Consider the following 13,050-nt stretch of genomic DNA (forward strand, 5'->3'; position numbering starts at 1 on the left):
CGCTCAGCCGCCGGGGGCCGCCAGGTTCTCGCGCAGCTTGGCCAGCAGCGCCAGCAAATGCCGGCACTCCGCCTCGTCCAGCCCGCTGACGGCCTGCGCTGACACGCGCTGAGCCTGCTTGCGCACCTGCTGCTGCAAGGCCTTGCCCGCCGCACTGACCTGCAGGTGCACGCTGCGCCTGTCGGCCGCATCGGCGCTGGCTTCCAGCAGGCCACGCTCGCGCAAGCCCGCAATCAAACGCGCCACCTGGCCCTTGTCGCGCCCAGAGTGCTGCACCAGCTCGCTCTGCGTCGCGCCCGGGCGAGAGGCAAAGAAACCCAGTGTCTTGGCCTCCATGTGGCTCAGGTCATGCGCGGCTTCCTTCAGCGCCTGGAACTGCAGCGAGCGGAACCGGTGCATGACCGAGTGAACGCTCTCCACGACCTCTTCGGCGAGGTTGCCCTTATTGTTGACAATATCAACTTGTTTGCGCATGATGGATGACATTATCAACCAATGTTCCAGCCCACCATGTCCGACCCCACCACGGCGCCTCTGCGCCGCATCCAGCGCGTCCGCCATGAACTGCTGATGCGCGACCTCGAAGTCAGCCGCGTCGAGCAGCTCAGCCCGCACTTCGTCTCGGTGACCCTGCACGGCGAGTCCCTGGCGAGCTTCCGGTCCGACTCCTTTGACGACCACGTGAAGCTCTTCTTCGGTGAAACGGATCGCCGCGACTACACGCCGCGATCGTTCGACCGCGAGCGCCGCGAGCTGACGATCGAGTTCGCGCTGCACGGCGCCGGCGCCGCCTCCGACTGGGCCGGCCAGGCCGCGGTTGGCCAACACCTCAGGGTCGGCGGCCCCCGAGGCTCGATGGTCATCCCGACCGACTACGACTGGCACCTGCTGATCGGTGACGACTCCGCCCTGCCAGCGGTGCATCGCCGCCTGGAAGAACTGCCGCCCGAGGCGCGCGTCATCACGGTGTTGCAGGTCGGCGACGCCGCGGACCGCCGGCTGTTTACCGGCCGTGCGCAGACGGAAGTGAACTGGGTCGAAACGCCCGAAGCGCTGCAATCCGCCGTCGCCGCACTGAAGCTTCCCGATGGCGAGGGCTTCGCCTGGGCCGCGGGTGAAGCGTCCGCGATGGCCTCGGTGCGGGCCCTGCTCGTGGCCAAGGGCTTGCCCAAGGAAGCGCTGAAGGTGGCGGCCTACTGGAAGGCCGGCGCCGCAGCCTTTCACGAGACGCTGGAGGCCTGAGCCGAGTTCAGGCCTTGTGGCCGCGCGGCGAATCAGCCAGCGGTAGCCGCACACGGGCGTCCAGGCCCGACACGCGCGCGCCTTCGATCCGATTGACCAGTTCGATCTGGCCGCCCAGGGAATGAACCAGGGCCAGGCAGATCGCCAGCCCCAGGCCTGATCCCTTGCCCGCATCGCCGACGGCAAAGGGCAGGAAGAGCCTCTCCTGCTGCTGCGGCGTCAGCCCCGGCCCGCCATCGGCAATCAACAGCTGCGCCATGCCCATGTCGAGCGACAGCGCGATGGCCAGCCGCCCGCCCACCGGCGTGTGCTGGATGGCGTTGTGCAGCAGGTTGCGCGTCAGCTCGCGCAGCGCCCACTCGTGGCTCTCGACGGCCGCGGGCTCGGTGTGGATGTCGAAGTCCAGGCCCTGCTTGGCGATCAGCGGCGCCAGGTCCAGGGCCACGGCGCGCGTGATCTCGGCCCAGTCCTGCGTCGGCATGGCCTCGCCCGGCTGGCGCATCTGTTCGGCGCGCGCCAGGGCCAGCATCTGGTTGGCGAGCTGGGTGGCGCGGTTCACCGTGGTGTCGATTTCGGCCAGGGCCTGCAGCGGCTCCACATCACCCTGGCGGGCGGACTGCACCTGCACCTTCAGCACGGCCAGCGGCGTGCGCAGCTGGTGTGAGGCGTCGCGCACAAAGCGCTTCTGGTGCTCCAGAAGCCGCGCCTGTCGTGCCAGCGCCTCGTTGGTGGCGACGATCAGCGGTGTCAGCTCGACGGGCAGGCCAGGCGCCTGCAGCGGGCTGAGGTCGTCGGCGTCACGCGTACGCAGCGCGGCGCTGAGCTCGCGCACCGGCCGGGTGGCGCGCTGCACCACGGTCCAGACGACGATGGCGATGACGGCCAGCAGCAGCGCCTGGCGCCACAGCGTGTGCAGCAAGACCTGGCGCGCGAGGCCGCGGCGCAGGTGCAGCGTCTCGGCAACCTGGATGGTCGCCAGGCCCATGCCGGTCTGGCCAGACACCGGCTGCAGCAACACGGCCATGCGCACCGGCTCGCCACGAAAGCGCGCGCCGTAGAAGTCCACCAGCGCCTGGTAGGCGCCCTGGTCGGGCAGCTTGCCCGTCCAGTCGGGCAGGTCCTCGTCGCCCGAGACGAGCTCGCCTTTGAAGCCTCGCACCTTGAAGTAGAGCCGGCTGCGGCCATCGGTCTCGAAGGCTTCCAGTGCCGAATACGGCACGGGCGCCAGCAGCCGCGCCTGCTCGCCGCTGCCCGCCACGCCGAGCAGTTCGCCGATGGCCTTGGCCGACGCCAGCAGCGTGCGGTCGTAGGCGGTGTCGACGGCGCGCAGCGTCTCGCGGTAAAGACTGAACGTGTTGATGGCCACCAGCAGGCCGACGGGCAGCAGGATGCCCCACAGCAGGCGGGCGCGCATGGACAGGGCGGCGAGGCGCTTCATCGGAGGCGGCTCAGTCGTCCGGCTGAAGCAGGTAGCCCAGGCCGCGCAACGTCACGAGCTTGGCGCTTCCTGGTGGCAGTCGCTTGCGCAGCCGGTAGGCCACGACTTCGATCGCATCGGGCAGTGCATCCGCCGCGTCCGCAAACACCAGTTCGAAGAGCTTGTCCTTGGCCACCGCCTGGCCCGGTCCCACGAGCAGCGCGCGCAGCAGCGCGGCCTCGCGCGGCGCCAGGTCCAGCGGCTGGCCATGGTGATAGACGGCGCCACTCTGGGCATCGGCGCGCAGGCCGCAGAAGCTCGGTGCGTCGGCGGGCCGGGCCTCGCTGGCCTGGCCCTGGCGGCGCACCAGCGCGCGGATGCGGGCCTCCAGCTCGTCGAGGTCGAAGGGCTTGGGCAGGTAGTCGTCGGCGCCGGTGTTCAGGCCGAGGATCTTGTCGCCCAGCGTGCCGCGGGCCGTGATGATGATGACCGGCGTCGTCAACCCCTCGGCGCGCGCCTGGGACAGCACGTCCAGCCCATCCTGGCCCGGCAGGGACAGGTCGAGCAGCACGACGTCCGGCACGCTGGCGCGCCAGCGGCTCAACGCCCGCGCGCCGTCGTCGCAGATGACGACCTTGAAGCCGCGCCGCTCGAAAGAGCGCTGCAGCGTCGTCTGCATCGCGGCGTTGTCCTCGATCACCAGCAGCTTCATGGGCCGGCAGGCTAGCACCGCGGCGCTGTGAAACAGGGGCTGAGGTTTACCCCGAGGCCATGGACAGCGGATTGACAGCCTCGTCGTCAACCATGCGGGCTGCAAAAGAAAACCGGCCGCTTCCTCATCCGCAGGGGCTCGGCCATCATGCCGGGGCGGGATACGCCCCGAGACGACAAGGAGACAAGCAATGCGTCGCGATACCTTCCTGAAGTCCCTGGCGGCCCTGGCCGCAGCCGGCGCCTGGCCATTGCAGGCCAACGCCGCCGGCGTGCCCATGAAGCTCATGATCCCCGCCAACCCCGGCGGCGGCTGGGACACCACCGGCCGGGCACTGGGCAAGGCACTGCAGGACGCGGGCCTCGCGTCCTCCGTGCAGTTCGAGAACAAGGGCGGCGCCGCCGGCGCCCTGGGCCTGGCGCAGTTCGTCAACGCCAGCAAGGGCGACCCGCATGCCCTCATCGTCATGGGCGCCGTCATGCTGGGCGGCATCATCACCGGCAAGCCGCCGGTGACGCTGGCCCAGGCCACGCCGATTGCGCGGCTGCTCAGCGAATACAACGTCTACGTCGTCCATGCCGCATCGCCGCTGAAGACGATGAAGGATGTCGTCGAGCAGCTCAAGAAGGACGCCGGCAGCGTCAAGTGGGGCGGCGGCTCGCGCGGCTCGACCGAGCATGTCGCCGCGGCCATGATCGCGCGCGACGTCGGCGTGGACGCGGCCAAGATCAACTACGTGCCCTTCCGCGGCGGTGGCGAGGCGGTGGCGGCCATCCTGGGCGGCAACGTCACGGTGGGCGGCAGCGGCTTCAGCGAATTCCAGCCCTATCTCGAGAGCGGCAAGATGCGCGCGCTGGCCGTCACGGCGCCGACCCGCATCAAGGGCCTGAATGCGCCGACGCTCAAGGAGCTGGGCATCGACGTCGAGATCGGCAACTGGCGCGGCGTCTACGCGCCGCCCGGCATCACGCCCGAGCAGCGCAAGGCGCTGACGGACATGGTCGTCGCGGCCACCAAGAGCAAGAGCTGGGCGGAATCCATCGACAAGAACGGCTGGACGCCGGCACTGCTGTCCGGCCCCGAGTTTGAGGCCTTCGTCGACCGCGAGTTCGCGACGTTGCGGGCGATCATGGTCAAGTCGGGGATGATTTAGCCCCTCGCCCAGTCTTGCGCCGGCTGAACGCCGGCAAGCCTGGTCGGTCTTGCAGACCGCGCTGCGGCAATGCCGCAGCTCTTCGGCAGGCACGACAAGCCCACAGGGCTTATCGTGTCCGGCCTCAGCCCCCGAGGGGACGGCGATGCTTGCGGCATCGAGCCGCAAGCACATCGCCATCGCGGGCCGGCTTGGGAGCGGCCCGGCGCTCGGCCCGAAATTCACGCGGCGCTGCCGCGAATTCACAAGGATCGCTGATGAGCAGCAATTCCTCTTCCAACGGCCAGACATTCGTCGGCGTCGGCACCCTGCTGATCGGCGCGGTGATGGCCTACGGCGCGACCTTCATCTCGTCGGAGGCCGGTTATGCCGGTGTCGGGCCGAACGCCCTGCCCTGGCTGGTGTCGGTGGTGCTGATGATCTGCGGCGCCTGGCTTGTCTGGGAGGCGCGCACAGGGGGCTACCGCGAGATGGAGGCGCCGTCGGGTGCCGAGCGTTGCGATTGGAAGGCCGTCGCCTGGGTCATCGCTGGCGTCATCCTGAACGCGAGCCTCATCACGACGCTGGGCTTCATCCTGTCCTGCGCGCTGTGCTTTGCATTCGCCGTGCGCGGCCTGCGAATTTCGGAAGGCAAGACGGGCGGCGCAATCAAGCGTGGCCTGCTGGACCTTGCGACCGGCATCTGCATCGCGGCGCCGGTGTTCTGGCTCTTCACCAAGCTGCTGGCGATCAACCTGCCCGGCCTGACGGCCAGCGGCTGGCTGTGAGGAAAACACCATGATGGATCTCTGGAACCAACTGCTCGGCGGCTTCGCCACCGCCGGCACGCCCATCAACCTGATGTGGGCCTTCCTCGGCTGCGTCATCGGCACGGCCATCGGCGTGCTGCCGGGCCTGGGCCCCGCGGTGACGGTGGCCATGTTGCTGCCCATCACGACCCAGGTGGAACCGACGGCGTCGCTGATCTTCTTCGCCGGCATCTACTACGGCGCGATGTACGGCGGCTCGACGACCTCCATCCTGCTCAACACCCCCGGCGAGACCGGCACCATGGTGACGGCACTGGAAGGCTTCAAGATGGCCAAGAGCGGCCGCGCCGGCGCTGCCCTGGCCACCGCGGCCATCGGCTCCTTCGTGGCCGGCACCATCGCCACCGTGCTCGTCACGCTGTTCGCACCCCTCGTCGCAGACTTCGCCGTCACCCTCGGCCCGCCGGAGTATTTCCTGTTGATGCTGCTGGCCTTCACGACGGTCAGCGCCGTGCTGGGCAAGAGCACGCTGCGCGGCATGACGTCCCTCTTCATCGGCCTGGCGCTGGGCCTGATCGGCCTGGACCAGATCACCGGCCAGGTGCGCTACACCGGCGGCGTGCCCGAGTTCATGGACGGCATCGAGACCGTGCTCGTCGCCGTCGGCCTGTTCGCCGTGGGCGAGACGCTGTACCTAGCCCTCTACGAAGGCCGCAGCACCGCCGACCTCAACAAGATGGGCAGCGTGCACATGACGCGCCAGGAATGGCGGCGCTCCTGGCCGGCCTGGCTGCGCGGCACCCTCATCGGCTTCCCGTTTGGCACCATCCCCGCAGGCGGCTCAGAGATCCCGACCTTCCTGAGCTATGCCACCGAGCGCAAGCTCAGCAAGCACAAGGAAGAGTTCGGCACCACCGGCGCCATCGAGGGCGTGGCGGGCCCCGAGGCCGCCAACAACGCCGCCGTCACCGCGACCCTGGTGCCGCTGCTCACACTGGGCATCCCGACCTCGGTCACTGCGGCCATCCTGCTGAGCGCGTTGCAGAACTACGGCATCCAGGCCGGCCCGCAACTGTTCACCACGTCCTCGGCCCTGGTGTGGGCGCTGATCGCGTCGCTCTACATCGGCAACGTGATGCTGCTGGTGCTGAACCTGCCGCTCGTGGGCCTGTGGGTGAAGCTGCTGAAGATCCCGCGGCCGCAGCTGTATGCGGGCATCCTGATCTTTGCCACCGTCGGCGTCTACGGCATGCGCCAGAGCGCCTTCGATCTCTTCCTGATGCTGGGCCTGGGGCTGATGGGCGTCGTCATGCGGCGCTTCGATTTCCCGACCGCGCCAATCGTCGTCGGCATGATCCTCGGCCCCCTGGCCGAGGCCCAGGGGCGCAATGCACTGTCCATCGGCAGCGGGAACTGGAGCGTCTTCATCGAGCGGCCGCTGTCCGTGGGCCTGCTGGTGGTGCTGGCCGCCGTGCTGCTGCTGCCGCGTGCATGGCGCTGGGTGGCCGCGCGGCGCTGACGCCGGCGCGATTGGCGGGCCCGTCCCGTGCTGCGAGGACCCGGATCAGAACGGGTCTTTGAACTGCATCGTCACGAAGAACGCGCCCCGCGCCTCGCCGGCCTGGCGGCGCAGGTTGGCCATGTAGCCCAGGCTGAAATCCACGCTGTCCACCAGCGTCACGCGCAGGCCCGTGCCCATGGCAAGGCGGGTACGCGGGCCGCTCAGGCGCGGGCCGAGATTCACCGCATCCAGCATCAGCAGCGGGCTGATAGCGATGGCATTGATCTCGTCCATCAGCGTGTCGACGATATGGCGCACCGGCTCGATCTCGCGGCGCGCGTCCCGCTCGGCCACTTTGGGGTCGGCCGCCGCGAACCACCGCGCCAGCTGCTCGACGTCGGCGCGCAGCGCGGCGCCTTGCTGCGTGACGCGCGGGTCGCGCGGGCCGGCGTTGAAGCCCTCCACGCAAAGCGCCACCACCTGCCCCAGGGTGTTGGCGGTGTCTTCACCGGGCAGCAGTTCGGTGAACAGGCCAAGCTGCGTCAGGCTGGACTCCTGCAACACCTGGGTGATCTCGTCCTGGGCTTGAGCGAGCTGCCCCTTGCAGGCGGCGAACGCATCGCTGTCGGCGCTGCCCGCAGGGGGCTGCACGGCGGCCACGGCGCCATCCAGCGCGGCCAGGGTCTGCTGCACCTTGGGCAGTTGCGCAATGGCCTGCAGATAGGTCGGCATGGTGGTGCGGTTGTCCGCCGCGAGGCCGCCGACGGCGGAGTCCAGCTGGCCGTTCAGCGCGGCGCGGACCTGGGCGTCGCGGTAAGCCTCGGCCGGTACCAGGGGCTGGTTGAACACCGGCAGCGCCGCCGTCAGGCTTAAGCCCGAGAAGCGCCGATAGCCCGGGCTGGCGGCGCTGCCGGCCAGTGCATTGGTGCCCAGGCTGCGCAGCAGCGGCGCCGCGCGGATCTGCCATTCCTCGCCGCCGATGAAGGGCTGCTCGCGCCCGCCGGCGAAGAAGCGCGCGCCGTGGGGCACCAGGCCTGCCTCGCGCAGATGGCCCAGCGTCAGACGCGTCTCCAGCGACAGGCTGCGATGGTCGGCCACCAGCCAGCGGCCCTCATGGGCGATGTCGACGATCTGCTTGACCCAGTCCAAGCCCGCGCCGCCGCTGCCGGCGCCGAACTCGACCGCATAGCTCGCGGCCAGGCTCTGCCGCGCCAGCCGTGCCGTGGTGCCCGCCATCAGCTTGAGCGACTGGTAGCGCTGGTCCGCCACCAGGCCTGCGGCGGGGTCGTCCTGGCCGCGGCTGCGATGCTGGCCGGCGTCCAGCGCCGCTCCCAGGCGCATCGCCAGCGCCCAGCTGCCCAGCGGATGCGTCTGAGCGAAGGCCTGGGCCTCGAGGTTGTTCTGCCCCAGCCGCGACACGGACTTGGCGGGCACCGACTGGTCGGCATAGCCCAGCCGCCAGGCCGTGTGGGCCCAGATGCCGTCGCTGTGCTCCCGGCCTCCCTCCAGCGCGAGCGCCACGTCGCGCAGCCGATCGCTGGCATACGCATCGAGGGCGAGCGAGCGCCAGTAGGCGTCGGCACCCGCACCACTGCGGTTGTACAAGGCCGCCACCCCGGCGCCAGCGCCCTCGCCGGCCCGATACCCCAGGCGGGGCTGCAGGCGCATGCCTGGCCGCAAGGCCTCCTGCCCGGACTGGCGCTCCGGCGCTGCCGTCTCGCGCTGGCGCGACTCCCAGGTGAGCCCCACCGACAGGGAGGCCTTGATGGCGTAGACGAAGAACACCAGGTCCAGGCCCTGCGGCGTGCAGCTGACCATCACCGGCAGCACGCGGCCGCCGACACGGGCCTCGACATCCAGGTTGGCGAAGGGCAGCGCCGCGATCTGGTTCCACACGGTCGTGACCTGGCTGGCGCTGTAGGGCGTGCCGCGCAGCGGCTCGGCCAGGGCCTTCGCCTGGTTCAGGTCCGCGCGGATCCAGGGCAGGAAGGCCAGCGGCGTCTGCACGTCCACGGCATGGATGGGCATGCCGCCAAAGGCGCCGTTGGCCGGACAGGCATTGCCGACGACGACCGCAGCCTGCCCGGCTTGCGGGCCGGCGCTGGCGACGGCGGGCGCCAGCAGGGCGGGCAGGGACAGCGCCCAGCACGCGCCCAGTGGCGGGCGTCTCACCGCTTGATCAGCGTGCGCTGGATGGTGGCATTGGCCGCTGGGCCGCCGGGCTGCTGGCTCGCGAGCGCCGCGTTGGACGCCGGGCCGGCCAGGAAGGCGGCCTGCGTGGCGGTCAGGCCGTTGGTGGCTGTGGCGGCGGCCTTGCTGTGCAATTCCTTGTCGACGACCACGTCCAGGCTCACGCGCGCTTCGCCGTAGGCCACGGCCTTGTCATCGCGGCGGAACAGCTTGAAGTGGATGGTCCAGGTCGGCAGGCCGTTGTCGTCGCTGACCTTCTCCAGCCCGAACACGATGCGGCGCAGATCGTCCTTGGTATTCACGACGAGGTCGACCTTGATGTTGGTGATGATGTGTTCTCGGGTGGTCATGGCTGGCTCCTGATCTTGATTGACCGGCATGAGTAGGCCGCCGGCCCGCGCCGGGGTCATCCGTAGAAGTGGGGAAGGTCGGCGGCTGGCGGCTGCCGCAGGCCAGATTCGGCCTCCTCCAGCGGCGCCAGCAGCAGCTTCAGTTCCATCTCGCCGAACTTGCTCAGGCTGCTGCCGTCGTCGCTGCCGAGCAGGCCGTCGGCCAAGGCCTTCTTGCGCGCCTGCAGCTCCAGCATGCGCTCCTCGATGCTGCCCTGGGCCACCAACTGGTAGACGAACACCGGCTGATCCTGGCCGATGCGGTGGGCGCGCGCGCTGGCCTGGGCCTGCACGGCTGGGTTCCACCAGGGGTCGACGTGGATGACGGTGTCCGCGGCCGTGAGGTTCAGGCCCACGCCGCCGGCCTTGAGACTGGCCAGCAGGATGGGCTCCTCGCGCGCCTGGAAGCGGCGCACGACCTCGCCACGCGCGGATGCGGCGGTCTGGCCGGTCAGGCGCAGATGGGGCAGGCCCAGACGGTCCAGCTCAGCGGCAATCAGGTCCAGCATCTCGGTGAACTGCGAGAACACCAGCAGGCGCCGGCCCTGGGCAACGAAATCGGGCAGATGCTCGCGCAGCCATTCGAGCTTGGCGCGCTCTACAAAGGGCGGCATCTCCACGCCCTTGAGCAGCAGCGGGTCGCAGCAGACCTGGCGCAGCTTCAGCATCGCGTCCAGCACGCTGATCAGGCTGGTGGCATTGAAGCCGTCGCGGGCCAGGATGCGCCTGACCATGTGGTCGGCCGCCACGCGCACGCTCTCGTAAAGCTGCTTTTGCTGGCCAACCAGCGTGACGCGCTTGACCAGCTCGGTCAGCGGCGGCAGCTCGGTGGCGACCTCCGTCTTCATGCGGCGCAGGATGAAGGGCCGCACACGCGCCGCGAGAAGGCGGGCGCGCGGGCCGTCGCGGTTGACCTCGATGGGCTTGCGCCAATGGCGCGCGAAGCTGCGCGAGTCGCCGAGGAAGCCGGGCATCAGCAGGTCGAACAGCGACCACAGCTCGCCGAGGTGGTTCTCCAGCGGCGTGCCGGTGAGGGCCAGGCGGTGGCGGGTGTCAAGCCGGCGCAGCGCGCGGGCGGCACGGGCCTGGGCGTTCTTGACGGCCTGGGCCTCATCGAGGATGAGCAGATGCCAGGGCTGGGCGGACAGCTTGCGCAGGTCGCGCCAGACGAGGTTGTAGGTGCTGAGCACGACGTCGGTATCGGCGAGTTGCGCCGCCTCGCGGTCGGCGCCATGCCAGGTCATCAGCCTGAGCCCCGGCGCGATGCGCGCCGCCTCCTGCTGCCAATTGAAGAGCAGCGAGGTCGGCACGATGACGAGGGCCGGGCGGTCCAGCCGACCAGCCTGCTTCTCGGTCCAGATGTGGGCCAGGGCCTGCGCCGTCTTGCCCAGGCCCATGTCGTCGGCCAGGATGCCGGCGAGGCCCTGCTCGCGAAGGTATTGCAGCCAGGCCAGGCCATGCAATTGATAGGGCCGCAGCTGCAGGCCGAGACCTTCGGGCTGCGCCATCGAAGTCGGCGCGCCGGCCGCCAGCAGGCGCTGGCCCAGCGCCTTCAGGCCCGCGTCGCCATGGATCTGCCAGCGGCCGCGCGATTCCTCCTCGATGCAGCGGATGCGGTCGGCGTCCCAGGCATTGAGCTTGAGCGGCTTGCCCTTCTCCAGCTCCACCGGCTTGAGCAGGTCCAGCAGCGCCAGCATGATGGCCTTGAGCGGCGCGGCAACGGCGTGATAGCGCCGGCCACCAGGTGCGCGCAGTGACACGATGGCGTCGTCCTCGATGGCGACGATGGCCACCGCATCGAGCCAGCGCTTGTCCTTGCGCAGCAGGTTGGCGATCAGCGGGGCCAGGTCGATGCGCTGGCCATCCACCTCCATGCCCAGGCTGACCAGCCAAGCGCCGGTGCGGCGCTCCAGACCCAGGCCTTCGACGCGGCGGCTGGGCGGTGGCGCTTCGGTGTCTTCAGCCAGCCCGAGCTGCCAGCCACTGACGGCTTGGCTATGGTGGGCAAAGCCCGGCTCGGTCGTGACCTGCCAGCCCAGGGCCTGCAACTCGGGCACCTTCTCGGCGTGGAAGTCGCCGAAGAACTCTTCCTGGACCAGGGTCCAGAGCGAAGCGTCCAAAGGCAGCGGCGCGCCGCGCCATTGCAGCAGGGCCGGGTCCAGCGCAATCAGGCCACGCGTCAGCAGCGCCAGCTCGGCTTGCACGTCGGCCGCAGCCAGCATCGCCACCGTCACTTGCTCGCCCCGCGGGCCGAGGGCGCCGCGCGGGCGCAGGCCGAGCAAGCCGTCGCCGCGCGTCAGCGTGCGCAGCGTCAGGTGAGGTGGAGGTGCGGCAGGCATGGCGACAGTCTCGCAGCCCGCGAGACTGTCGCGACCGAACTCAGGACTTCAGCACGCCCTTGATGTGGGCGGCGATGGCGTCGTCCTGGCAGTTCGTGAAGAACAGTTCCTGGAACTTCTCGCCCGACACGGCGGCCTTCAACAGGTCCTGGTCGACGGCTTTCAGCGTGGTCAGCATGTCCTTGCAGGACGCGGCCTTCAGGTCCTTCAGGATGCCGCGGTTCTTGGCCATGATGGCGGCGCGCTCCTTGGGGTAGCCGGCGCCGCGCTCGTTCTCGAACAGCTTGCGGTAGCAGTCCTGCAGGTTCAGCTCAGCGGCCCAGCCGAAGCCCTTGGCGTAGGGCATGGACATGCAGTTGCCGTCGTTGATCTGGCCGAACAGGAAGGCGTCGGTCGGGTCGATGACCAGGCCGCAGAAGACGCCGGGCATGGAATTGCAGGCCAGCATGGAACCCATGCCGGTGCCGCAGCCGGTGACGACGAAGTCGGCGGCCTTGGAGTTCAGCAGGATGCCGGCGAGCAGGCCGTTCATCACGTAGGTGAGCGAGGCCTTGTCCTCGGGCGCGTACATGCCGTAGTGGTGGACGCTGTGGCCCAGCGGCTCGGCGACGGTCTTGAGGGCGTTGTGGACGATCTCGGACTTGGCGGCCTGGCTGTTCTCGATGATGAGGGCGATCTTCATGGCGGGTGGCTTTCGGTAGCGGAATGGGGGCTGGGGCGGCACAGGCCACCCCGGTTGCATGGGCCGCGGCTGCTCGAGCCAGAGGGGCTCGAGCGCGGGCCGTCATGCCAGGCGTCCGCCTCGAAAGGCCGGGACTGCATGGTCCCGATGGAGCAACCTGGCCAACCGCGCACCTCGAAGCGAGGTGCTGACGCTGGCGCCATTGTGCCACTTGCGCCAAATATTGGAACGCCGTTTCATAAAAGCACTCAAGCCCGCGATCGATGCGATGCGAGCCTCGCAGCATCAGCGGCGGTGGGGATCGTTGGGCCGGCGGTCGGCACCGTTGGGCACGCCATCACGGTCCGCGTCGCCGCGGGCCCAGCCACCGCGCCGCAGCTCCCAGTGGCCGTTGCGCTCCTCCCAGGCGGGCTGGTTGTACATGTAGCCGCGGCGCTCCTTCACCCAGACGCCCTGCTGCCAGACGTGGCGGCGGCCGTTCCAGTTCCAATAGCCGGGCACCCAGACATAGCCGCGGCGCGCGCCCGGCATCACTTCATGACGTGGAGGCGGCGGTGCGGTCCGGATGGACACGCTGACCTGTGCTGCGGCTGCGGTCGGGAGTGCTGCTGCACCAAAGGCACAGCTGGCGACCAGACACGAAGCGAGGAGGGTTCTGTTGAGCATGACGATCTCC

12 protein-coding genes are annotated in these 13,050 nt (G+C 69.6%); 4 read left to right on the forward strand and 8 right to left on the reverse strand.

The genetic code is table 11. The features are described from left to right. Positions 1 to 3: 3 nt before the first annotated feature. Entirely contained in the window at positions 4 to 474 is a 471-nt protein-coding gene (locus ASC91_RS24925; RefSeq protein ID WP_056204460.1) for a MarR family winged helix-turn-helix transcriptional regulator, read from the reverse strand. Between the two features lie 36 nt (positions 475 to 510). Between ASC91_RS24925 and ASC91_RS24930 the strand changes: the two genes are divergently transcribed. Further along, a complete protein-coding gene (locus tag ASC91_RS24930) occupies positions 511 to 1,242 on the forward strand; it encodes a siderophore-interacting protein (RefSeq protein ID WP_056204464.1) in 732 nt (243 codons plus the stop codon). Positions 1,243 to 1,249: 7 nt separating this feature from the next. Here the strand turns inward: ASC91_RS24930 and ASC91_RS24935 are convergent, their stop codons facing one another. Together ASC91_RS24935 and ASC91_RS24940 are read right to left on the reverse strand one after the other, a co-directional pair. Beyond that, on the reverse strand, positions 1,250 to 2,680 hold the full coding sequence (locus ASC91_RS24935; RefSeq protein ID WP_056203708.1) for a sensor histidine kinase: 1,431 nt from the start codon (positions 2,678 to 2,680) through the stop codon (positions 1,250 to 1,252). 10 nt (positions 2,681 to 2,690) lie between these two features. Beyond that, positions 2,691 to 3,371: a response regulator transcription factor gene (locus ASC91_RS24940; protein ID WP_056203711.1), complete on the reverse strand. Its 681-nt coding sequence runs from the start codon at positions 3,369 to 3,371 to the stop codon at positions 2,691 to 2,693. 190 nt (positions 3,372 to 3,561) lie between these two features. Here ASC91_RS24940 and ASC91_RS24945 point away from each other — a divergent pair, with 190 nt between their 5' ends. From ASC91_RS24945 to ASC91_RS24955, 3 genes are all read left to right on the forward strand, one after another. Beyond that, a complete protein-coding gene (locus tag ASC91_RS24945) occupies positions 3,562 to 4,524 on the forward strand; it encodes a tripartite tricarboxylate transporter substrate binding protein (protein WP_056203712.1) in 963 nt (320 codons plus the stop codon). 257 nt (positions 4,525 to 4,781) lie between these two features. Beyond that, a complete protein-coding gene (locus ASC91_RS24950) occupies positions 4,782 to 5,291 on the forward strand; it encodes a tripartite tricarboxylate transporter TctB family protein (protein ID WP_056203715.1) in 510 nt (169 codons plus the stop codon). A gap of 10 nt (positions 5,292 to 5,301) precedes the next feature. Then, on the forward strand, positions 5,302 to 6,792 hold the full coding sequence (locus ASC91_RS24955) for a tripartite tricarboxylate transporter permease (protein ID WP_394326338.1): 1,491 nt from the start codon (positions 5,302 to 5,304) through the stop codon (positions 6,790 to 6,792). Between the two features lie 45 nt (positions 6,793 to 6,837). Here ASC91_RS24955 and ASC91_RS24960 read toward each other — a convergent pair whose 3' ends face one another. The 5 genes from ASC91_RS24960 to ASC91_RS24980 form a co-directional block, all read right to left on the reverse strand. Next, positions 6,838 to 8,946, reverse strand: a complete 2,109-nt coding sequence (locus tag ASC91_RS24960) for a hypothetical protein (RefSeq protein WP_056203718.1) — start codon at positions 8,944 to 8,946, stop codon at positions 6,838 to 6,840. Further along, positions 8,943 to 9,314, reverse strand: a complete 372-nt coding sequence (locus ASC91_RS24965) for a hypothetical protein (RefSeq protein ID WP_056203721.1) — start codon at positions 9,312 to 9,314, stop codon at positions 8,943 to 8,945. Before ASC91_RS24965 ends, ASC91_RS24960 begins: the two co-directional genes overlap by 4 nt. A gap of 56 nt (positions 9,315 to 9,370) precedes the next feature. After that, entirely contained in the window at positions 9,371 to 11,692 is a 2,322-nt protein-coding gene (locus ASC91_RS24970; protein ID WP_056203724.1) for a DEAD/DEAH box helicase, read from the reverse strand. Positions 11,693 to 11,732: 40 nt separating this feature from the next. Beyond that, a complete protein-coding gene (locus ASC91_RS24975; RefSeq protein WP_056203727.1) occupies positions 11,733 to 12,374 on the reverse strand; it encodes an RpiB/LacA/LacB family sugar-phosphate isomerase in 642 nt (213 codons plus the stop codon). A 285-nt stretch (positions 12,375 to 12,659) separates the two neighbouring features. After that, complete coding sequence (locus tag ASC91_RS24980) at positions 12,660 to 13,040, reverse strand: YXWGXW repeat-containing protein (RefSeq protein WP_056204470.1); 381 nt, start codon at positions 13,038 to 13,040, stop codon at positions 12,660 to 12,662. Positions 13,041 to 13,050 lie beyond the last annotated feature (10 nt).

The sequence above is a fragment of the Pelomonas sp. Root1237 genome, from assembly GCF_001425055.1.
Lineage (GTDB): Bacteria > Pseudomonadota > Gammaproteobacteria > Burkholderiales > Burkholderiaceae_C > Pelomonas.

What these genes read in the sequence shown, in the direction of transcription:
- ASC91_RS24925 (WP_056204460.1), bottom strand. Translation starts at nt 474, where the DNA reads ATGCGCAAACAAGTTGATATTGTCAACAATAAGGGCAACCTCGCCGAA.
- ASC91_RS24930 (WP_056204464.1), top strand. Translation starts at nt 511, where the DNA reads ATGTCCGACCCCACCACGGCGCCTCTGCGCCGCATCCAGCGCGTCCGC.
- ASC91_RS24935 (WP_056203708.1), bottom strand. Translation starts at nt 2,680, where the DNA reads ATGAAGCGCCTCGCCGCCCTGTCCATGCGCGCCCGCCTGCTGTGGGGC.
- ASC91_RS24940 (WP_056203711.1), bottom strand. Translation starts at nt 3,371, where the DNA reads ATGAAGCTGCTGGTGATCGAGGACAACGCCGCGATGCAGACGACGCTG.
- ASC91_RS24945 (WP_056203712.1), top strand. Translation starts at nt 3,562, where the DNA reads ATGCGTCGCGATACCTTCCTGAAGTCCCTGGCGGCCCTGGCCGCAGCC.
- ASC91_RS24950 (WP_056203715.1), top strand. Translation starts at nt 4,782, where the DNA reads ATGAGCAGCAATTCCTCTTCCAACGGCCAGACATTCGTCGGCGTCGGC.
- ASC91_RS24955 (WP_394326338.1), top strand. Translation starts at nt 5,302, where the DNA reads ATGATGGATCTCTGGAACCAACTGCTCGGCGGCTTCGCCACCGCCGGC.
- ASC91_RS24965 (WP_056203721.1), bottom strand. Translation starts at nt 9,314, where the DNA reads ATGACCACCCGAGAACACATCATCACCAACATCAAGGTCGACCTCGTC.
- ASC91_RS24970 (WP_056203724.1), bottom strand. Translation starts at nt 11,692, where the DNA reads ATGCCTGCCGCACCTCCACCTCACCTGACGCTGCGCACGCTGACGCGC.
- ASC91_RS24975 (WP_056203727.1), bottom strand. Translation starts at nt 12,374, where the DNA reads ATGAAGATCGCCCTCATCATCGAGAACAGCCAGGCCGCCAAGTCCGAG.
- ASC91_RS24980 (WP_056204470.1), bottom strand. Translation starts at nt 13,040, where the DNA reads ATGCTCAACAGAACCCTCCTCGCTTCGTGTCTGGTCGCCAGCTGTGCC.